Source organism: Nocardia sp. Marseille-Q1738 (assembly GCF_965283145.1).
Genome location: NZ_CBDIMS010000004.1, coordinates 531506 through 552221, shown reverse-complemented (window position 1 = coordinate 552221; position 20716 = coordinate 531506). Strand labels below are relative to the sequence as shown.

The 20716-nt window shown below is 68.6% G+C and carries 17 protein-coding genes; 3 read left to right on the top strand and 14 right to left on the bottom strand.

The annotated features are described in order from the left end of the window. Positions 1 to 29 precede the first annotated feature (29 nt). The 14 genes from nuoN to ACWPXK_RS19120 all read right to left on the bottom strand — a co-directional run bounded on the left by nuoN (position 30) and on the right by ACWPXK_RS19120 (position 16745). A complete protein-coding gene (nuoN, locus tag ACWPXK_RS19185) occupies positions 30 to 1643 on the bottom strand; it encodes an NADH-quinone oxidoreductase subunit NuoN (protein ID WP_454197504.1) in 1614 nt (537 codons plus the stop codon). Then, positions 1640 to 3262 (bottom strand): NADH-quinone oxidoreductase subunit M, encoded by a 1623-nt coding sequence (locus ACWPXK_RS19180; RefSeq protein ID WP_454197503.1) that lies wholly within the window; start codon positions 3260 to 3262, stop codon positions 1640 to 1642. Before ACWPXK_RS19180 ends, nuoN begins: the two co-directional genes overlap by 4 nt. Then, a complete protein-coding gene (gene nuoL / locus ACWPXK_RS19175; protein ID WP_454197502.1) occupies positions 3259 to 5145 on the bottom strand; it encodes an NADH-quinone oxidoreductase subunit L in 1887 nt (628 codons plus the stop codon). The genes ACWPXK_RS19180 and nuoL overlap by 4 nt, the downstream gene beginning before the upstream one ends. Before the next feature lies 1 nt (position 5146). Continuing rightward, a complete protein-coding gene (nuoK, locus tag ACWPXK_RS19170; protein WP_454197501.1) occupies positions 5147 to 5446 on the bottom strand; it encodes an NADH-quinone oxidoreductase subunit NuoK in 300 nt (99 codons plus the stop codon). After that, positions 5443 to 6300 (bottom strand): NADH-quinone oxidoreductase subunit J, encoded by an 858-nt coding sequence (locus tag ACWPXK_RS19165; RefSeq protein ID WP_454197500.1) that lies wholly within the window; start codon positions 6298 to 6300, stop codon positions 5443 to 5445. The genes nuoK and ACWPXK_RS19165 overlap by 4 nt, the downstream gene beginning before the upstream one ends. Continuing rightward, a complete protein-coding gene (gene nuoH / locus ACWPXK_RS19160; protein ID WP_454197499.1) occupies positions 6297 to 8174 on the bottom strand; it encodes an NADH-quinone oxidoreductase subunit NuoH in 1878 nt (625 codons plus the stop codon). The genes ACWPXK_RS19165 and nuoH overlap by 4 nt, the downstream gene beginning before the upstream one ends. Then, the gene (locus ACWPXK_RS19155; RefSeq protein ID WP_454197498.1) at positions 8167 to 10704 is read right to left on the bottom strand and encodes an NADH-quinone oxidoreductase subunit G; all 2538 of its coding nucleotides are present in this window, start codon (positions 10702 to 10704) and stop codon (positions 8167 to 8169) included. The genes nuoH and ACWPXK_RS19155 overlap by 8 nt, the downstream gene beginning before the upstream one ends. Then, on the bottom strand, positions 10701 to 12023 hold the full coding sequence (nuoF, locus tag ACWPXK_RS19150) for an NADH-quinone oxidoreductase subunit NuoF (RefSeq protein ID WP_454197497.1): 1323 nt from the start codon (positions 12021 to 12023) through the stop codon (positions 10701 to 10703). Before nuoF ends, ACWPXK_RS19155 begins: the two co-directional genes overlap by 4 nt. After that, complete coding sequence (gene nuoE / locus ACWPXK_RS19145) at positions 12020 to 12736, bottom strand: NADH-quinone oxidoreductase subunit NuoE (RefSeq protein ID WP_454197496.1); 717 nt, start codon at positions 12734 to 12736, stop codon at positions 12020 to 12022. Before nuoE ends, nuoF begins: the two co-directional genes overlap by 4 nt. Continuing rightward, on the bottom strand, positions 12733 to 14067 hold the full coding sequence (locus tag ACWPXK_RS19140) for an NADH-quinone oxidoreductase subunit D (protein ID WP_454197578.1): 1335 nt from the start codon (positions 14065 to 14067) through the stop codon (positions 12733 to 12735). The genes nuoE and ACWPXK_RS19140 overlap by 4 nt, the downstream gene beginning before the upstream one ends. 20 nt (positions 14068 to 14087) lie before the next feature. Further along, positions 14088 to 14864, bottom strand: a complete 777-nt coding sequence (locus ACWPXK_RS19135) for an NADH-quinone oxidoreductase subunit C (RefSeq protein ID WP_454197495.1) — start codon at positions 14862 to 14864, stop codon at positions 14088 to 14090. Continuing rightward, complete coding sequence (locus ACWPXK_RS19130) at positions 14861 to 15415, bottom strand: NuoB/complex I 20 kDa subunit family protein (RefSeq protein WP_364334806.1); 555 nt, start codon at positions 15413 to 15415, stop codon at positions 14861 to 14863. The genes ACWPXK_RS19135 and ACWPXK_RS19130 overlap by 4 nt, the downstream gene beginning before the upstream one ends. A 51-nt stretch (positions 15416 to 15466) precedes the next feature. After that, positions 15467 to 15847: an NADH-quinone oxidoreductase subunit A gene (locus tag ACWPXK_RS19125; RefSeq protein WP_454197494.1), complete on the bottom strand. Its 381-nt coding sequence runs from the start codon at positions 15845 to 15847 to the stop codon at positions 15467 to 15469. Between the two features lie 478 nt (positions 15848 to 16325). Continuing rightward, on the bottom strand, positions 16326 to 16745 hold the full coding sequence (locus tag ACWPXK_RS19120; protein ID WP_454197493.1) for an Rv3143 family two-component system response regulator: 420 nt from the start codon (positions 16743 to 16745) through the stop codon (positions 16326 to 16328). A gap of 137 nt (positions 16746 to 16882) precedes the next feature. On the opposite strand from ACWPXK_RS19120, the gene ACWPXK_RS19115 reads away from it, so the two are divergent. From ACWPXK_RS19115 to ACWPXK_RS19105, 3 genes are read left to right on the top strand one after another with little or no spacing between them, the layout of a single operon-like run. Continuing rightward, the gene (locus ACWPXK_RS19115; RefSeq protein WP_454197492.1) at positions 16883 to 18424 is read left to right on the top strand and encodes a hypothetical protein; all 1542 of its coding nucleotides are present in this window, start codon (positions 16883 to 16885) and stop codon (positions 18422 to 18424) included. 3 nt (positions 18425 to 18427) lie between these two features. Further along, positions 18428 to 18871, top strand: coding sequence for a hypothetical protein (locus tag ACWPXK_RS19110; RefSeq protein WP_454197491.1), 444 nt, complete (start codon positions 18428 to 18430; stop codon positions 18869 to 18871). Further along, positions 18868 to 20700, top strand: coding sequence for an FHA domain-containing protein (locus tag ACWPXK_RS19105; protein WP_454197490.1), 1833 nt, complete (start codon positions 18868 to 18870; stop codon positions 20698 to 20700). The genes ACWPXK_RS19110 and ACWPXK_RS19105 overlap by 4 nt, the downstream gene beginning before the upstream one ends. Positions 20701 to 20716 lie beyond the last annotated feature (16 nt).

Here is a 20716-nt window from a genome sequence, read left to right as displayed (position 1 = left end):
CCGGACGCGGCGGCAGCACCCGAGGCCACTCAGCGGACGAATGTCGCTGCCTGATCGGCCAAATCGAGCAGCGGCTGCGGGAAGACGCCGAGCACGAACGTGACCGCCGCGGTCACCGCCACGATGGAGGTGGTCAGCGGCGGGCTGACCAGCACGGGAGCGTCGGCCGGCGGGTCGGTGAAGAACATCAGCACGATGACCCGCAGGTAGAAGAACGCCGCGATGGCACTGCAGATCACGCCGACGATCACCAGTGCGCTCGCACCGCCCGAGGCCGCGGCCTCGAAGACGGCGAACTTGCCGACGAAGCCGCTGGTGAGCGGCAAACCGGCGAAAGAAAGCAGAAACAGCGCGAAAACCGTTGCCAGCCAAGGGGAGCGGCGGCCGAGACCAGCCCACCGGGGCAGGCCGGTGGCCTCCTCCCCGGCCGGTTCGCGGACCAGGCTGACCACGGCGAACGCACCGAGGGTTCCGATACCGTAGGCCGCCAGGTAGAACAGCACCGCGGCGACGCCACGGTCGTCGGCCGCCACCGGGCCGGTGAGCAGGAAACCGGCATGGGCCACCGAGGAATACGCGAGCATCCGCTTCACGTCGGTCTGCGTGATCGCCATGACCGCGCCGACCGCCATGGTGGCGATCGCGACGGCGGCGATGATCGGACGCCAGTCGTCGCGCAGGCCGGGCACCGCGACCTGCAGCACGCGCACCAACGCGCCGACCGCCGCGATCTTGGTGGCCGCCGCCATGAAACCGGTGATCGCGGTGGGGGCACCCTGGTACACGTCCGGCACCCAGGACTGGAACGGCACCGCGCCGATCTTGAACAGCAGCCCCACCGCCAGCATCGCGATGCCCAGCAGTGCCAGCGTCGTATCCTGCGGATGCCGGGCGATGGCGTCCGCGATGCCGCCGAGCCGCACCGTGCCCGCCTGCCCGTACAGCAGCGCGACACCGTAGAGGAAGAATGCCGAGGAGAACGCGCCGAGCAGGAAGTACTTCAGCGCCGCCTCCTGGGAGAGCAGCCGCTTGTGCCGCGCCAGCCCGCACAGCAGGTACAGCGGCAGCGACAGCACCTCGAGCGCGACGAACATGGTGAGCAGGTCGTTGGACGCCGGGAACAGCAGCAGGCCACCGACGGCCAGCAACGTCAGCGGGAACACCTCGGTGGTCGCGACGCCCGCTCGCACCGCGGCGGTTTCGGCCGCGCTGCCGGGCACCACCGAAGCCTGCGGCGTGAACGCGTCCACGCCGCGTCCGAGGGTCGCGGCGGCCAGACTCCAGGTTCCCGGCCCTGACCGTGCCTGCTCGCGCGGCTCCGCGCCGCGTTCGGCGATGAACAAGACGCCGAGGATCGACACCACCAGGATCGTTCCTTGCAGGAACAGCGTGACGCCGTCGATCGCTACCGCTCCGGCGACGGCGGTGGACTCGGTTCCGGCCAGCGCCACCACGGCGACCAGCGCCGCGGCCAACCCGACCAGGCTCAGTACCAGGTGTGTCGCATAGCGGAAGCGGCGGGCGACGAATGCCTCGGCGAGCACACCGAAGACCGCGGCGCCGAACACGATGAGCATGGGGGAGAGCGCGCCGTATTCGATACTCGGCGCGGGGACGCTCGCGGCGAGCGTTGACGCGCTCATTTGGCACCTCCGGTGTGTTGGGCCGATCCCGCCTCGGGCAGCGGAGGTGCCGATGGCGCGGGATCGCTGCGGCCGATGGTGGTGAGGGTTTGACTCACCGCGGGATTGATGAAGTCGGTCAGGACCTTCGGGTAGACGCCGAGGAACAGCAGCGCGACGATCAACGGGACCATCACGGTGATTTCGCGGGGCGCCAGATCATAGATCCGCTCGTTGCCTTCCTTCACCGGGCCGGTCATCATCCGCTGGTAGACCCACAGCACGTACAGTGCGGCCAGCACCAGGGCACTGGCGGCCACCAGGGCCGCGAACTGGTAGCGGGTGAAGGTGCCGATCAGCACGAGGAATTCACTCACGAATGGGGCGAGCCCGGGTAGCGACAGGGTCGCCAGCCCTGAGATGAGGAAGGTTCCGGCCAGCACGGGGGCGACCTTCTGCACGCCACCGAATTCCGCGATCAAGCGGGTGCCCCGCCGTGACACCAGGAACCCGGCCACCAGGAACAGCGCGGCGGTGGAGATGCCGTGGTTGACCATATACAGCGTCGCTCCGGTCTGGCCCTGGCTGGTCATGGCGAAGACGCCGAGGATGATGAAGCCGAAATGGGAGATCGACGTGTAGGCGATCAGGCGCATCAGGTCGGTCTGCCCGATGGCCAGCAGGGCGCCGTAGACGATGCCGACCACCGCGAGCGTGATCACCAGCGGTGCATAGGTTTCCGAGGCGCCAGGGAACAGCGGCAGGCAGTAGCGCAGCATGCCGAAGGTGCCCACCTTGTCCACCACGGCCATCATCAGCACCGCGCTGGAGGGAGTCGCCGCGACGGCCGCGTCCGGCAGCCAGGTGTGCAGCGGCCACAGCGGCGCCTTCACCGCGAAGGCGAACATGAACCCGAGGAACAAGGCGTTGAGCACCGCGGGCCCGGCACCGAGCTGGCCCGCGTTCGCCGCCGCGACCACGGTGCGGAAATCGAACGTCCCCGACGAGCCCTCGCCCAGCCCTTCGCGGGCGGTGAGCACGTACAACCCGATGACCGCGGCCAGCATGATCAGCCCGCCGAACAGGTTGTACAGCAGGAACTTCACCGCCGCACGTGAGCGCTGCTGGCGCAGCCGCACGTCCCCGGTGCGCGGCCCGAATCCGCCGATGAGGAAGTACATCGGGATGAGCATCGCCTCGAAGAAGACGTAGAACAGCAGGATGTCCAGGGCGACGAAGGAGATCAGCACCATCGCCTCGACGAGCAGGGTGAGCGCGACGTAGGTGTGCGCCACCCGCTTACCGCTGCCCACTTCCCGTTCGTCGTGCCAGCCCGCCAGGATCAGCAGCGGAACCAGGGCCGTGGTCAGCAGCACCAGCACCAGCGCGATGCCGTCCAGGCCGAGGGTGTATCCGGCACCGAACGCCGGAATCCATTGGTGGGATTCGACGAACTGGTATTGCGCTCCACCGGGGTCGAAGCGCACGGCGAGCACGATGCCGGTGGCCAGCACGAGCAGCGAGAAGCTCAGCGCCACAACGCGTGCGAGGGTGCGCCGGGTCGCGGGCAGCGCGAGCACGATCGCCGCACCGACGACCGGAACCAGCCAGAGCGTCGTCAACAAGGGGAACTCGCTCACCACAACCTCACCGCCAGCAGGGCGGCGGCCACCAGGGCCGCGCCGGTGAACATGGACAGGGCATAGGAGCGCACGAACCCGGACTGCACCCGCCGGGCCCGCGCGGACAAGCCGCCTATCAGCGCCGCGGTGCCGTTGACGATGCCGTCGATGCCGCGGTTGTCGAGGAAGACCAGCGCCCGGGTCAGATGCCGTCCGGGACGCATGAACGCCGCTTCGTTGACCGCGTCGCCGTAGAGATCTTCGCGTGCCGCGACGGTCAGCGCGGACACGGCCGCGGGTGCGGTCTCGGGGATATCGCGCCGCGCGTACTGGGAGTAGGCGAGGCCGACGCCGACGGCGACCACGCCGAGCGCGAGCACGGTGACCAGTGCCGCGGGAACGGTTTCGGTGCCGTGATGGGCGCCGACCACCGGTTCGAGCCAGTTCTGCAGCGAGGAGCCGAAGACGAACACCGCGCCCGCCCCGGCCGAGCCCACCGCGAGCAGGATCATCGGACCGGTCATCACCGCGGGCGCTTCGTGCGGATGGGTGTCCGGTTTCCAGCGGCGCTCACCGAAGAACGTCATCAGCATGACCCGCGTCATGTAGAACGCGGTCAGGCCCGCGCCGAGCAATGCGGCCAGACCGAGCGCGATACCACCGGCGCCGCCTTGGTTGAACGCCGCCTCGATGATCCGGTCCTTGGAGAAGAACCCGGCGAACGGCGGTACCCCGATGATGGCGAGGTAGCCGAGGCCGAAGGTGACGTAGGTGATCGGCAGCAGGGTGCGCAGGCCGCCGTAGCGGCGCATGTCGGTCTCGTCGTTCATCGCGTGCATCACCGATCCGGCGCCGAGGAACAGTCCGGCTTTGAAGAATCCGTGCGTGAGCAGGTGCATGATGGCGACGGCGTAGCCGGCCGGGCCGAGACCGGCGGCCAGCACCATGTAGCCGATCTGGCTCATCGTTGAGGCGGCCAGCGCCTTCTTGATGTCGTCCTTGGCGCAGCCGACGATGGCGCCGAACAGCAGTGTGACCGCGCCGACCAGCACCACCCCGAGCCGGGCGTTCGGCGCGAGATCGTAGATGGGATTGGACCGCGCGATCAGGTAGACGCCCGCGGTGACCATGGTGGCCGCGTGGATGAGCGCCGACACCGGTGTGGGGCCTTCCATCGCGTCGCCGAGCCAGGATTGCAGCGGCACCTGCGCGGATTTGCCGCACGCGGCGAGCAGCAGCAACAGGCCGATCGCGGTGAGCGTGCCCTCGCCGGCGGCGGGCGCGGCGCCGAACACGGCGTCGAAGTCGACCGAGCCGAACGTCGCGAACATCACCATCATGGCGATCGCCAAGCCCATGTCGCCGACCCGGTTGACCACGAACGCCTTCTTGGCCGCCGTTGCCGCCGAAGGCTTGTGGTACCAGAACCCGATCAGCAGGTAGGAGGCCAGGCCGACGCCTTCCCAGCCGAGGTAGAGCACGAGGTAGTTGTTCGCCAGCACCAGCAGCAGCATGGCCGCCAGGAACAGGTTGAGGTAGGCGAAGAACCGCCGCCGCCCCGGGTCGTGGCTCATGTAGCCGATCGAGTAGATGTGGATGAGCGAGCCGACGCCGGTGATCAGCAGCGCGAAACACATCGACAGCTGGTCCAATTGGAGCGCGAAGTCGACCTGGAGTCCGGCGACCGGGACCCAGCTGAACAGATCCTCGTGGATCGGCCGTTCGGCGGTGTCGCGCCCGAGCATGGCGACGAACGCGTTCGCGGCGACCCCGAAGGAGGCCAGCGCCATCGCGGCACCGAGCAGGTGGCCCCACTTGTCGCCGTAGCGTCCGGTCAGCAGCAGGACGATCGCGCCAGCCAGGGGGAGGGCGGGCAGCAGCCAGAGCGTTGCGGTGTCCACGTCAGAACTTCAGCAGGTTGGCGTCGTCGACCGAGGTCGAGCGGCGGGCGCGGAAGATGGTCATGATGATGGCCAAGCCGACGACGACCTCGGCCGCGGCGACCACCATCGTGAAGAACGCGAACACCTGCCCGTCCAGGTTGTCGTGCATCCTGGCGAAGGTGACGAACGTGAGGTTCACCGCGTTGAGCATCAGCTCGATGCACATGAACACCACGATGGCGTTGCGCCGCAGCAGCACGCCGGCCGCGCCGATGGTGAACAGCAGGGCGGACAGGAACAGGTAGTTCTCGGGATTCACCGGTTGCCTTCCTCGTCGCTGGTGTTGTCGGTCGCGTCCGATGTGTCCGATACGTCCGATGTATCCGATACGGGGGCGGTGCCGACCGAGATGACGGCCGCTTCGGTGAGCGCCCTGGTGCGGCGGTGCCGCAGGATGGTGCTGACCGACAGTTCTTCGAAGGAGCCGTCGGGCAGCCGCGCGGGGATGTCCACCGCGTTGTGCCTGGCGTAGACACCGGGGGTGGGTAGCGGCGTCGCACGGTGTCCGGTCTCGCGGAACCGGCGGCGGGACAGCTCGCGCTGGCTCGTCCGGGGACCGAACTGCTCGCGGTGGGCCAGCACCATGGCGCCGATGGTGGCGGCGATCAGCAGGGCGCCGGTGAGTTCGAATGCCCACACGTAGCGCAGGAAGATCAGCTCGGCCAGCTCGGCGATCACGTCGCGGCCGGCGAAACCGGAAGTGGGGAAGGTTATTCCGGATTCGCGCACTCCCCGCGCGATGCCGCTGCTGAGCAGCAGGCCGAAGCCGAGGCCGACACCGGCTGCCGCGAGGCGCTGACCGCGGATCGTTTCGGTCAGCGATTCGCCGGAGTCGACGCCGACGAGCATCAGCACGAACAGGAACAGCATCATGACCGCGCCGGTGTAGACCACGATCTGCACGACGCCGAGGAACAGCGCGTCCTGGGCGATGTAGAAGACGGCCAGCGCGATCATCGTCGCGGCCAGGCAGATCGCGGAATGCACTGCCTTGCGGGCGAAGACCATGCCGAGCGCGCCGAGCACCGCCAGCGGGGCCAGGATCCAGAATTGGACGGCCTCGCCGGTGGAGGTGCGGGCCAGCGGCTCCGCGGCCAGGATCACATCGGTCACCGTGCTACTCCTTCCGCACCCGCGACGGCTGGTTGCCCGACCGACTCGGCCGGGCCGTTGCCCGTGGTGGCGCCGGTGTCCTGCGGGCTGCCGGGCACCTTGCCGAGGTAGTAGTCGGCCTCGTCGGTGCCGGGGTGCATCGCGTGCGGCGGCGCGGTCATACCGGGCTGCAGCGGGGCGAGCAACCGGTCCTTTTCGTAGATGAGGTCGGCCCGGTTGTCGTCGGCCATCTCGTAGTCGTTGGTCATGGTGAGCGCGCGGGTGGGGCAGGCTTCGATGCACAACCCGCAGCCGATGCAGCGCAGGTAGTTGATCTGGTAGACGCGGCCGTAGCGTTCACCGGGCGAATAGCGTTCGGTTTCGGTGTTGTCCGCGCCTTCGACGTAGATCGCGTCGGCAGGGCAGGCCCAGGCGCACAGCTCGCAACCGATGCACTTCTCCAAGCCGTCGGGATGACGGTTCAGCTGGTGCCTGCCGTGATAGCGGGGCGCGGTCGGCGTCTTCTGCTCGGGATAGAACTCGGTGTTCGGCTTCTTGAACATGGTCGCCGCGGTGACCGCGAATCCGGACAGCGGTTCGAGCAGACTGCCCTTGGCGCGGGTGGCGTCGCGGGCGTGGGCGTCGGCGGGCAGCGGCGGCACCGGGAAGCCGAGGAAGACACTGGAATCCGCGGCGGCGGGTTCCTCGACCGGTGGCGGCGCCGCCTTCGCCCGGCCCGCCCGCAGGAACTGCAGCACCAGCAAGCCGGTGACCACCAGGCCACCGATCACCAGGATCGGGGTCTGCACGGGGTAGCCCTCGGCCTGCAACACCCGGGCCGTGGCCACCACCATGACCCAGCCCAAGGAGGCCGGGATCAGCAGTTTCCACCCGAGATTCATGAACTGGTCGTAGCGCAACCGCGGCAGCGTGCCGCGCAACCAGATGAACACGAACAGGAACGCCCAGACCTTGGCGGTGAACCACAGCACCGGCCACCAGCCGGAGTTCGCGCCGTCCCACATGTTCAGCGGCCACGGCGCGCGCCAGCCGCCCAGGAACAGCGTGGTGGCCAGCGCGGAAACCGTGGCCATGTTCACGTATTCGGCCAGCATGAACATGGCGAACTTGAGCGAGGAGTACTCGGTGTGGAAGCCGCCGACCAGTTCGCCCTCGGCCTCCGGCAGGTCGAACGGCGCCCGGTTGGTCTCGCCGACCATCGAGACGCAGTAGATCAGGAACGACGGCAGCAGCAGGAAGACATACCAGGTGCCTTCCTGCGCGGACACGATGCCCGAGGTCGCCATGGTGCCGCCGAGCAGGAACACGGCGGCGAAGCACAGCGCCATCGCGATCTCGTAGGAGATGACTTGCGCGGTGGAGCGCAGGCCGCCCAGCAGCGGATAGGTCGAGCCGGACGACCACCCGGCCAGCACGATGCCGTACACGCCGATGGAGGTGATCGCCAGGATGTAGAGCACCGCCACCGGCAGGTCGGTGAGCTGCAGCGCGGTGGTGACGCCGAAGATCGACACCTGCGGCCCGAGTGGGATGACCGCGAACGCCATGAAGGCGGGCACCACCGAGATGATCGGCGCCAGAATGTAGATCGGCTTGTCCACGATCGCCGGGACGATGTCCTCTTTGAGGGCCATCTTCACGCCGTCGGCGATGCTCTGCAGCGACCCGAACGGCCCGGTCCGGTTCGGGCCGATCCGCATCTGCATGCGCGCCACGATCTTTCGTTCCGCCAGCACCGCGACCAGTGGGATCAGCATCAGGTAGACGAAGATGGCGAGCGCTTTCGCGACCACGAGCCACAGCGGGTCGTGTCCGAAGCCGACAGGCGCGTAGGGCGCCGTGGTCGACGCGATGAGCAGAGCCGGATCACTCATGACGGTGTTCCTTCATCCTCTCGTCGGCGCGCCGCAGCTGGACGATGGCGCCGGGCTGGACGGCGAGTTGCTCGGCGACGGAGCAGCCGGGCGAGTGCTGTGGCACCCAGACCACGCGATCGGGCAGGTCGCTGATCATCAGCGGCAGCGTGACAGCACCGTGGCCGGTGGCGACGGTGACCGGATCGTGCTCGACCACACCGATCTCCGCGGCGGTGGCCGCCGACAGACGCACCACCGGGGGCCGGGCGATGCCCGCCAGGTTCGGTTCGCCGTCCTGCATGCGCCCCTCGTCGAGCAGCATTCGCCAGCTGGCGAGGATCGCGGTGCCCGGTTGGGGGCGCGGCATCTCATGTGGACCGTGCGTTGGCGCGGCGACCGGTACGCCGTCCCAGGCGCCGAGTTCGGCGAGTTCGGCGCGTGCGGATTCGGTGTCGGGCAAGCCGAGGCGCACCGACATCTCGTCGGCGATGGCGTGCAGCACCCGCTGATCCGACAGCGGCGCGGTCTGGCGGCGCACCATGTCGTCGCCGAGCGCGGCGGCGAACGGACGCGGCCTGCCCTCCCAGGTACGGAAGGTGCCGGACTTCTCCATCGCCGAGGCCACTGGGAAGACCACGTCGGCGCGGTCGGTGATCGAACTGTGCCGCAGTTCCAGGCTGACCACGAACCGGGCCGCGTCGATGGCGGCCAGCGCGGCAGCCGGGTCGGGCAGGTCGGCGACGTCGACCCCGCCGATCACCAGCGCGCCGAGGCCGGGTGCGGCCTCCAGGATGGCCGTGGTGTCGCGGCCGGCGCCGATCGGCAGCTCCGCCGCGTTCCAGACCACCCGAACCTGTTGCCTGGCACGGGGATCCGCGACCGGGCGCCCACCGGGGAGCAGGCCGGGCAGCGCACCCGCTTCGACCGCGCCGCGTTCACCTGCCCGCCGCGGCACCCACGCGAGGGCGGCTCCGGTCTCGTCGGTGAGCCGGACGGCCGCCGACAGCGCGCCCGCGACACCGGCCATCCGCTCGCCGACCATGATCACCGCGCCGGGTTCGCGCAGCAGCCGCGCCAGCTCGGCCAGCCGGGCGGGATCCGCGCCGGGCGTGGTGATCTCACCGGTGCGGATGGCGTCGAGCAGCTGTGGTTCGGCGCCCGGTGCGGTGCGCAGCAGGCGGCCGGACATGCGGTCGAGTCCGCGGGAGGTGTACGGCGCCAGCGAGTAGACCGGCAGGCCGCGCTTACGGGCGGCTTTGCGCAGGCGCAGGTAGACGATCGGCGACTCCTCTTCCGGCTCGAACCCGACCAGCAGGACGACCGGCGCGGCTTCCATGCTCTCGTAGGTCACCGTGGTGGGCCTGCCCGCGACGCGGGCGGCGAGGAAGTCCGCCTCCTCCGCCGAGTGCGTGCGGGAGCGGAAGTCGATGTCGTTGGTGCCGAGGGCGATTCGCGCGAACTTGGCGTAGGCGTAGGCGTCCTCTTCGGTGACCCGGCCGCCGACGAGCACGCCCGCGTTGCCGAAGGCCGCGGCGAGACCCGCAGCCGCCGCGGCCAGCGCCTCCGACCAAGAGGCGGGGGCGAGGTTGCCGTCCCAGCCGCGCACCAGCGGGGTGGTGATCCGGTCGGGTTCGGTGGCGTACGCGAAGGCCCAGCGTCCCTTGTCGCAGTTCCATTCCTCGTTGACCTGTGGGTCGTCACCGGCCAGCCTGCGCAGTACCTTGCCGCGCCGGTGGTCGGTGCGCTGCGCGCAGCCGGAGGCGCAGTGCTCGCACACGTTCGGGCTGGACACCAGGTCGAAGGGGCGTGCGCGGAACCGGTAGGTGGTGCCGGTGAGCGCGCCGACCGGGCAGATCTGCACGGTGTTGCCGGAGAAGTAGGAGTCCAGCGGCTCGGCCTGTGCGGTGCCGACCTGTTGCAGCGCACCGCGATCCATCATCTCGATGAACGGGTCACCGGCGATCTGCTGGGAGAAGCGCGTGCAGCGGGCGCAGAGCACACAGCGTTCCCGGTCCAGCAGCACGGCCGTGGACAGTGGGATCGGTTTGGGGTAGGTGCGTTTGTGCCCGTCGAAGCGGGATTCGGCGCGGCCGGTGGACATCGCCTGGTTCTGCAGCGGGCATTCGCCGCCCTTGTCGCACACCGGGCAGTCGAGCGGATGGTTGATCAGCAGCAGCTCCATCACGCCCTCCTGCGCCTTGTCGGCGACCGGGGAGGTGAGCTGGGTGCGGGCCACCATGCCGTCGGTGACGGCCATGGTGCAGGAGGCGACGGGTTTGCGCTGGCCCTCCACCTCGACGAGGCACTGGCGGCAGGCGCCCACCGGGTCGAGCAGCGGATGGTCGCAGAAGCGGGGGATCTGGATACCGATCAGTTCGGCGGCCCGGATCAGCAGGGTGCCGGGCGGCACGCTGACGGTGGTGTCGTCGATGGTCACGGTCACCAGGTCGGCGGGAGCCGGATCGCTGGTGCTGCCGGTGACGATGGCGGGACTACCGGTTGCCCGACCGCCGCCACGGACCGAATCGCTACGTGGTACCGGATTCATCGCACCCCTTCTCCTGACTCGGCCCATGCGGTGCAGCGCGCCGGGTCGAATGGGCATCCGCCGAGCCGCAGGTGGTCGGCGTACTCCTCGCGGAAGTACTTCAGCGAGGAGATGATCGGGCTGGCCGCGCCGTCGCCGAGGGCACAGAACGACTTGCCGTTGATGGTGTCGCTGATGTCGAGCAGCTTGTCCAGGTCGGATTCGTCGCCGTCGCCGGACTCGATGCGTCGCAACAGCTGAACGAGCCAGTAGGTGCCCTCCCGGCAGGGGGTGCACTTGCCGCAGGACTCGTGCGCGTAGAACTCGGTCCAGCGCAGCACCGCCCGCACCACGCAGGTGGTGTCGTCGAAGATCTGCAGCGCCTTGGTGCCGAGCATGGATCCGGCGTCGGCGACGGCCTCGTAGTCGAGGGGGACGTCGAGGTGTTCGTCGGTGAACAGCGGCGTGGACGAGCCGCCCGGCGTCCAGAACTTCACTCGGTGGCCGGCGCGCACGCCGCCGGCGTAGTCGAGCAGCTCCCGCAGCGTGACGCCGAGCGGCGCCTCGTACTGTCCGGGCCGGGCGACGTGACCCGACAGCGAGTAGAGGGTGAAGCCGGGGGATTTCTCGCTGCCCATCGAGCGGAACCAGGCGATGCCGTTGCGGATGATGGGTGGCACGCTGGCGATGGATTCCACGTTGTTCACCACCGTGGGGCAGGCGTAGAGGCCGGCGACAGCGGGGAACGGCGGACGCAGGCGGGGCTGTCCGCGGCGGCCTTCCAGCGAATCCAGCAGCGCGGTCTCCTCACCGCAGATGTAGGCGCCCGCGCCCGCGTGCACGATCAGCTCGAGGTCGTAGCCGGAGCCGAGGATGTCGTGGCCGAGGAAGCCCGCTTCGTAGGCTTGCGCCACCGCGGCCTGCAGCCGCCGCAGCACCGGAACCACTTCGCCGCGAACGTAGATGAACGCGTGCGCCGCGCGGATGGCATAGGAGGCGATGACGACGCCTTCGATCAAGGTGTGCGGCGTGGCCAGCATGAGCGGAATGTCCTTGCAGGTGCCCGGTTCCGACTCGTCGGCGTTCACCACGAGGTAGTGCGGTTTGGTGACGCCGTCGGGGTCGGGGCCTTGCGGGATGAAACTCCACTTCATACCGGTGGGGAAGCCCGCGCCGCCGCGGCCGCGCAGGCCCGCGTCCTTGACGGTCTGGATGACCTGGTCGGGATCCATCCGCAGCGCGGTGCGCAGCGCCTGGTAGCCGTCGTGGCGCAGGTAGGTGTCCATCGTCCAGGACTGCGGATCGTCCCAGTACTCGGTCAATACCGGTGTGAGGGTCATCGGAGGCCCTCCGAACCCTCTTGTGGCGCAGGGGCTTGCATGCCCTGCTCGCGAGCGATCCGCAGGCCGGCGAGCGTCGCCTCGCCCGCGGCGCCGTCGAGGACGCCCTCGCGTTCGTCCGGGAATCCGGCCAGGATGCGCGCGGTCTGTTTGAACGTGCACAGCGGCGCGCCGCGGGTCGGCGTGACCTGTTGTCCGGCCCGCAGGGCGTCCACCAGGGCGCGTGCCGATTCCGGAGTCTGGTTGTCGAAGAACTCCCAGTTGACCATGACCACCGGGGCGAAGTCGCATGCGGCGTTGCACTCGATGTGTTCGAGCGTGATCGCTCCGTCCGCCGTCGTCTCGCCGTGTGCGATGCCGAGGTGGCGCTCGAGTGCGGCGAGGATGGCGTCGCCGCCCATCACCGCGCACAGCGTGTTGGTGCAGACGCCGACGTGATAGTCGCCGGTCGGGGTGCGCCGGAACATCGAGTAGAACGTGGCGACCGCGGTGACCTCCGCGCCGGTGAGGCCGAGCTGCTCGGCGCAGAATTCGATGCCGGTGCCGGTGACGTAGCCCTCCTCGGACTGCACCAGGTGCAGCAAGGGAAGCAGTGCCGACCGCGGATGCGGGTAGCGCGCGATGATCTCCTTGGCGTCGGTTTCCAGCCGCTCGCGCACGAAAGGTTGGTACGGCTCGGGCCGCGTGCCGAGCTTCAGCAAGATTTCCGTCATCGGTCCACTCCGCCCATGACCGGGTCGATGCTGGCGACCGAGGCGATGACGTCGGCGACCATGCCGCCCTCGCACATCGCCGCGACCGCTTGCAGATTGGTGAACGAGGGGTCGCGATAGTGCACTCGATAGGGCCGGGTGCCGCCGTCGCTGACCATGTGCACGCCCAGTTCGCCGCGCGGCGACTCCACCGCCACGTACACCTGGCCGGCCGGGACCCGGATGCCCTCGGTGACCAGTTTGAAGTGGTGGATGAGCCCCTCCATGGACCTGCCCATGATCTTGCCGATGTGCGCGGGAGAGTTGCCCAGTCCGTCCGCGCCGAGCTGCAGGTCGGCGGGCCAGGCGATCTTCTTGTCCTCCACCATGACCGGGCCGGGCCGCAGCCGGTCGAGGCATTGCTCCACGATCTTCAGCGACTCCTTCATTTCCTCCACCCGGATGGCGTAGCGGCCGTAGCAATCGCATCCGGTGGTGGTCGGGACGTCGAATTCGTAGTTCTCGTAGCCGCAGTAGGGCTGTGCTTTGCGCAGGTCGTGCGGCAGGCCGGTGGCGCGGAGCACCGGGCCGGTGATGCCGAGTGCCATGCACCCCTGCAGGTCGAGATAACCGACGTTCTGGGTGCGGGCCTTCCAGATCGGATTCGCGGTGAGCAGATGTTCCATGTCGCGCAGCCGCTTGGGCAACAACGCGAGCAGTTCGCGCACCTTGCTCACTCCGTCGTCGGGCAGGTCCTGGACCAGGCCGCCGGGCCGGATGTACGCATGGTTCATCCGCAGCCCGGTGATCGTTTCGAAGACGTCGAGGATCAGCTCGCGCTCGCGGAACCCGAACAGCATCGGCGTCAGCGCGCCCAGTTCCATGCCGCCGGTGGCCAAGGCGACCAGGTGCGAGGAGATGCGGTTGAGCTCCATGAGCAGCACCCGGATGATCGTGGCGCGCTCGGGGATCTGTTCGGTGATGTCGAGCAGTTGCTCCACGCCCAGGCAGTACGCCGTCTCGTTGAAGAACGGCGCCAGGTAGTCCATGCGGGTGACGAAGGTGACGCCTTGGGTCCAGTTGCGGAACTCGAGGTTCTTCTCGATGCCGGTGTGCAGGTAGCCGATTCCGCAGCGGGCCTCGATGACCGTCTCGCCTTCGATCTCCAGGATCAGCCGCAGCACGCCGTGCGTGGACGGATGCTGCGGGCCCATGTTGACGACGATGCGTTCCTCACCCGCGCCGACCAGCGTCTCGGCCACCTGGTCCCAGTCCTGCCCGGCGACGGTGACCGTGGCGGGCTCCGGTCCGGCGTCACCGGTGACGCCGGACCTGGTGTCGGTGTCGTTCAGCCCACTTCGCGATGCTTCCATCAGCTGTATGCCCTCCGCTCGTCGGGCGGCGGGATGCGCGCGCCCTTGTATTCGACCGGGATCCCGCCGAGCGGGTAGTCCTTGCGCTGGGGGTGGCCTCGCCAGTCGTCCGGCATGGTGATGCGGGTGAGCGAGGGGTGACCGTCGAACCGGATGCCGAAGAAGTCGTAGGTCTCGCGTTCGTGCCAGTCGGTGGTCGGATACACCTCGTAGAGCGAAGGGATGTGCGGGTCCGCGTCCGGCGCGGACACCTCCACTCGCAGGCGGCGGTTGTGCGTGATCGACATGAGGTGGTAGGCGGCGTGCAGTTCGCGGCCGGAATCCTCCGGGTAGTGCACACCGTTGACGCCGAGGCAGAGCTCGAAACGCAGTGCGGGATCGTCGCGCAACGCTTGCGCGACGGCGAGCAGGTGTTCCCGGCGCACGTGCAGGGTCAGCTCGCCACGGAAGACGATCACCTTCTCCAGCGCCGCGTCCAAGCGGGTGCCGCCGGTCGCCAGCGCGGCGCGCAGCGCGTCGACCACCTCGTCGAAGTAGCCGCCGTAGGGGGGTGGCGTGCCGCCGGGCAAGGTGACCGGGCGGACCAGGCCTCCGTAGCCGGAGGTGTCGCCGGTACCGGCGACGCCGAACATGCCGCGTCGCACGGCGATCACGTCGGCGGCGGGCTGCGCGGAATCCTCTTCGGGGAGTGTGCCTTCGGGTCCGGCGGTGGCCGCGGCGTCGATCGGGTCGTGCGCGGGCGGGGTGTCGGTGTTGTCGGGGGTGTCGAAGGTCATCGCAGCAGACCCTCCATCCGGATGGTCGGCGTCGAGGCGAGCGCGGCCTCTTCGGCGGCGCGGATGGCCTCCTCGCGGTTGACGCCGAGCGGCATCTGTTGAATCTTCGCGTGTAGCGCCAGGATCGCGTTGAGCAGCATCTCCGGGCGTGGCGGGCAGCCGGGCAGGTAGATGTCCACCGGCACCACATGGTCGACGCCCTGCACGATGGCGTAGTTGTTGAACATCCCGCCGGAGGAGGCGCAGACGCCCATCGCGAGCACCCACTTCGGTTCGGTCATCTGGTCGTAGACCTGGCGCAGCACCGGGGCCATCTTCTGGCTCACCCGGCCGGCGACGATCATCAGGTCGGCCTGCCGCGGCGAGGCGCGGAAGGCCTCCATGCCGAAGCGGGCGATGTCGAAACGCCCCGCGCCGGTGGCCATCATCTCGATGGCGCAGCAGGCCAGGCCGAAGGTGGCCGGCCACACCGAGCCCTTGCGCAGGTATCCGGCGAAATCCTCGACCGTGCTCAGCAGGAAGCCGCTGGGCAGTTTTTCCTCGAGACCCATGTTCTTCTGACTCGCTTCCACTCGTCGGCTACGAATTCGGTTGCGCGGTGCTCACTCCCAGCTGAGCCCGCCGCGCCGCCATTCGTAGGCGTAGGCCACGGAGACGTTGACGATGAACAACGCCATCGCGGCGAGGCCGAAGAGACCGAGCGCATCGAAGTGGACTGCCCACGGATAGAGGAACACGATCTCGATATCGAAGATGATGAACAGCATGGCGGTGAGGTAGTACTTCACCGGAAAGCGTTGTCCGGCAGCGTTTCCCGGCCCGCCGGCGACGGCGTGCGGAGTGGGTTCGATACCGCATTCGTAGGCTTCCAGCTTGGCCCGGTTGTAGCGCTTCGGGCCGACCAGGGCCGCCATGACGATGGAGAACAGCGCGAACGCGGCGGCGATCGCGCCGAGGACAAGAATCGGCACCTCGATATTCACGACTGCACTTCCCCTCCTTGCGAGCTGCAGCTGGATGACAACAGCGTCCGAGGCGGGCTGACGTCGTTGTCCGCCTCGGCCAGACTCGCCCCTCGGCTTCACCGGGATGGGTCATTACCGGGCCCATTCCCATGTGAGATAGGGCACAGCCTACAACCGAATGGTCCGGTCGCCGCCTGTTTCGCGACGTCGTTTGATCGAATTCAGTACAACAATTTATGACTGAAACGGGGGTAATCCCGGTTGGCGTCACGTGACGTTTGCCCGAAGCTCGGGCGCCGGCGCGAAGTGTCGGTAGTCGCGACGTCAAATGTGGTTCCGAGCAGGTTCGGAGTCGGCATCCGCGACAGGCGGCGGCGCCGGTCCGACCGGCTGGAGTTGGTCCGGTCAGGCGCAGGAACGCGCGGGTGAGCGACGCGACAGACTAATACATGATCGCTATGAATAATGCCCCGGGGCCGCTGAAGGGCGGTGGCGATCAGGCCGCGGAACGACTGCGCAGCAGGCCGACGACGGCCTCGGTGAGACGGATCGGATCGATGGGATGCGCGACCGACGCCTCCGCGCGCGACCAGCTGGCCAGCCAGGTGTCGTCCGCGCGGCCCGTGAGCACCAGAATCGGTGGGCAGGGGCTGATCTCGTCCTTCAACTGCTTGGCGATGCCCAGCCCGCCCGCTGGAGCCGCCTCGCCGTCGAGAACGGCCAGATCGATGCCGCCGGCATCCATCTGGGCGATCACCACGGGAGCGGTGGCCACCTCGAGATACTCGAACGCCGGGAGTTCCGGGTGCGGCTGCTTGCCCAAGGCCAGGATCACCTGGCGCCGGGTGTCGGCGTCGCTGCTGTATACGAGAACCCGCAGAGGGGTGGAACGAACGGAATCGGCCACGAACGGCATGGTACGTCCGCGAAGGCCGCCCGCGTGGCAGGTTGGCGCAGATCGTCTGCGCGCGTCCTATGTCGGCCCACCGCGCGTCACTTCGCCGCAAGGCGATGACAAGTTGCGGATAAGAATCTGCCGGTAGAGTCCGGCCAATGCGGGGAGATATCACGCAGGTCCTCGTCGATACCGACGTGTGGACCGATGCGATGCTGGACAGCGCCGGGATTCCGGTGATCGACGTACCGTTCGTGACCATCGGCAGTGGGATCGGCTCGTTCGTCACCTATGACACGCTCCGCATCTTCGGTGTGCCCGCGCACGCGATGGCGGTGCTCGGCCCGCAGGACCACCCATGGGCCTCCTATGAATACCTGACCAGGGTCTCGCAGATTCCTCGCTCGGAACGACTGCGCAGTGACTCGGCCTCCACGCCGGACAACATCTGGGGCTTCCCCTCCTACGCGGTGCGGGAGGCCATCGCGGACAAGTCAGTCCAGCCGCTGTGGAACGTTTTGGTCGAACCCATCTTCGCCAACTACTACACCCCGCGGGCAGGTCAGGCATTCGTGGCGATGGAGCGGGAATTCCACCGCATCGGCTACGCGAACTCGTTGCACCACGGGCACGTTCGCATGGTGCGCAAGCGCCACGGCGGCGGCTATTTCACCATTCTCACCCCGCCCGCGGGCTCGACGCCGACCAAGCGGGTCGCGTTCCGCAGCACGTACGTCCATGTGGCGGTGGGTTATCCGGGTTTGAAGCTGTTGCCCGACCTGCAGGAATACCGCGAGACCCATCGCGATCCCACCCGCGTGGTGAACGCCTACGAACCGCACGAGCACGTCTACCAGGCGCTGCAGCGGCGGCCCGGCACGGTGATGATCCGCGGCAGCGGGATCGTGGCCAGCCGTGTGCTGCAACGGCTCATCGACGACCGGGACGCCCACGGGCTCAACACCCAGATCCTGCACCTGTTCCGCACCTACGTCGCGGGATCGCATGGCAAGAACCTCTTCAATCGGCGCAAGGGCGGCGACGGGTGGGCCTACCAGGGCTTCAACTACCCGAAGTCGGTGTGGGGTGGTCAGCTGAAGCAGAAGGTGCGCAACCTGCAAGGCGAGGAACGCGCGAAGGCGTACCAGGAGTTCGCCGGCACCAACACTCCGATCAGGAACAACTGGCAGGAACAGCTGCGCCGCGGCCGCACGCAGGGCTGGTATCAGGTGATGGCGGGCACGATGCGAGCGCCGCGCCCGGCCGAGGGACGCCAAGGCGTGGTCGCGACGATTCTTCCGGACACCGCTGCGCCACTGCCGTTTCCGCCGCCGACGCAGCCGTTCGACACGACCGTCGACTACATCATCGACTGCACCGGGCTGGAGGCCGACATCCGTGAGCACCGGTTGCTGGCCGACCTGCTCGACCACACCGGCGCCGGGCGAAATCCGATGGGACGGCTCGACGTGGACACCACGTTCGAGTTGATCGGCACCCGCAGCGGCACGGGGCGGATCTACGCGTCCGGCAGCGCGACGCTCGGCGGGCCGTTCGTCGGCGTGGACACCTTCCTCGGCTTGCAGATCGCCGCCCAGGAGATCGCCGACGATTTGGCCGCGCTGGGATTCTGCCGCAGGATGGGGCCGCTGCGCTCGACGCGGCAATGGTGGCTGTGGGTTACGAACAAGAAGATCTGAGCGATGCTTCCTACCTTGAACGGGCGAATTCAGACCCGTGTTCTCGCGCTGAGCGTGATCGGTTTCTTCGTCGCGCTGATCATCACCCCATTGCTGCCGACCGGATCGCTGAGTATCGGGCAGGCGTATCGGGTGACGTTGTCGGTCCTGCTCGCGACCGTTCTGGTCGGCGTGCTGTGGGAATTGCTCTACCATTTTCTGCAGCAATTCCGCTGGGAAAAGGATTGGCCGACATTGTTCGGTCTCGTCACCATTCTCAACGAGGGCGCGCTGATCTGGGTCCTCGTGCGCTACACCACGGTGGCGCTGCCCGAGCATCTGCGTCCGTCTCCGGCGGCCTTTCTGCTCCAATTCGTCAGCACCTGGATTCTCTTCTGGCTCATCGTGAACGGGCCGATGCGGGTCGTCTTCCATCGGTGGCGGTTTCAAGGCGGCAGGTTCCTATGAGCGGGCAGATCGAAGTGGTGCCCGGCGCCCACCTGGTGGCGGGCGTGGGCGGCGCGGTCGTGGTGGTCGCGCATCGGGGCGAGGGCACGGTCACGGCGGACACGATGGCGGCCCGGACGATGGCGGCCCTGCTCGACATCGTGCGGGAGGCTATCGCGCACGATCGGCACCGCAGCGGGCGCGCGGTGGCACGGCTGGCGACGTCCTGGCTGATGAACCTGTCGAACGGGGAAGAGGACGAGGTCGAATTCGGCGTGATCACCCCCGTGGAGGATGGCGTCGCGGTGTTCCTGCACGGCGGGGTGACCGCGATTGTGGCCGGGCCCGATCGCACGGAAGTGCTCCGCGGCAGGGACGCTGGATTCACCGTCGACCGTGTGGTGACGCCAAGGCCCGGCATCGGCGCCGGGTTGTTCGTGGACGAGGCGGGGCACGGTGTGGGTTCCCTTCCGGGGCGTGGGATCTTCGCGCTCGAAGAGGGGACGGCGCCGGGGTCGGGCGCTGTGCTGTGGACTGGTTCCGTCCAGACAGCTGGCGGATCGGCGATGGGCGGTGTCACCGGGTCGGCGGGAACCAGCGCAGCCGCGCCTGTCCATGACCCGTCATCGATCGGTGGGTCGTCTGCGCAGCCGGAACAGCCCGTCGCCGAGGATCGGTCGGGCACAGATCGCGCGTCCGAACACCGAGCCGCGCCGGAACCGCTCTCGACAGCCGAGCCGCAGCCCTACGCCGCCGCCGAAGCGCGCACGACGTCGAAACCCCACCCGACCGCGGAGCCCGACTTTGCCGCGGTTTCTCGCGAGACCTCCGCACCGCACCTGGTCCCCGAACAGGCAGAGGTGTCCGCACCGCCCCCGATCTCCGGACATCAACCGGCGTCCACAGCGCACCCGGTCGCCGAGCAAGAAGCGGCGTCCACACCGTGCCCAACGCCCGAGGGCCAATCGGTGTCCGCAGCGCACCCGGTCTCCGAGCGCGAAGCGGCGCCCGCACCACACCGTGCCGAGCCGATCTCCGATGCACGACCACCGCGGCACGAGGCGCGACCAGGCCCCGAACAGACGCCCGTGCCGCCGCGACAGGGGCCGAGCCTTCGGAAGAGCGATTTCGGTGATGCCGCAACGGAAGTCGATCTCCAGGCGCGAGCGTCTGGCGCGGGCGTGACGCCGCCGGTGGTACAGCCGGTGCCGCCGCCCCTTCCGCCGCGAGCGCAGCGCGGCGGAGCACGGCCGGAGCGCGGCAACGACAGCGACTACGCGATCGCCAACGACACGAATCTCGCCGAGACGGTGGTGCCGTCGGCGGAGGTCGTCGCCGACGCGCTCGGGTCCGGCGGTGCGAACACGCTGGGCCACCGGGTGATCGTGCAGGGCTTCCAATGCGCGCGGCAGCATCACAACGACCCGCGGGTGTCGTTCTGCGCGGTCTGTGGCATCCGGATGGACCAGCTCACCTGTGTGCTGACCGAGGGTGTGCGCCCGCCGCTCGGGGTGCTGCTGCTCGACGACGGTACGTCGTTCGTCCTGGACAACGACTGCGTTCTGGGCCGCGAACCGGAGTACGCGGAGGCGGTCGCGCGCGGCGCTCGCCCGGTGCGGCTGGAGGACAGCTCAGGCGGGATGTCCCGGGCGCACGCGGAAATCCGCCTGATGGACTGGGATGTGACGGTGGTCGACGGCGGCTCCACCAATGGCACCCATATCCGCCAGCCAGGCCATCAGGACTGGATTCGGGCCATCCCCGGCCATCCGGTCACCTTGCTGCCCGGCGCTCAGATCCAGCTCGGCGGACGCGTTCTCACCTTCGGCTCGCCCCATGGCCAGTTGTAGGCGCTGCGTCTCGGGT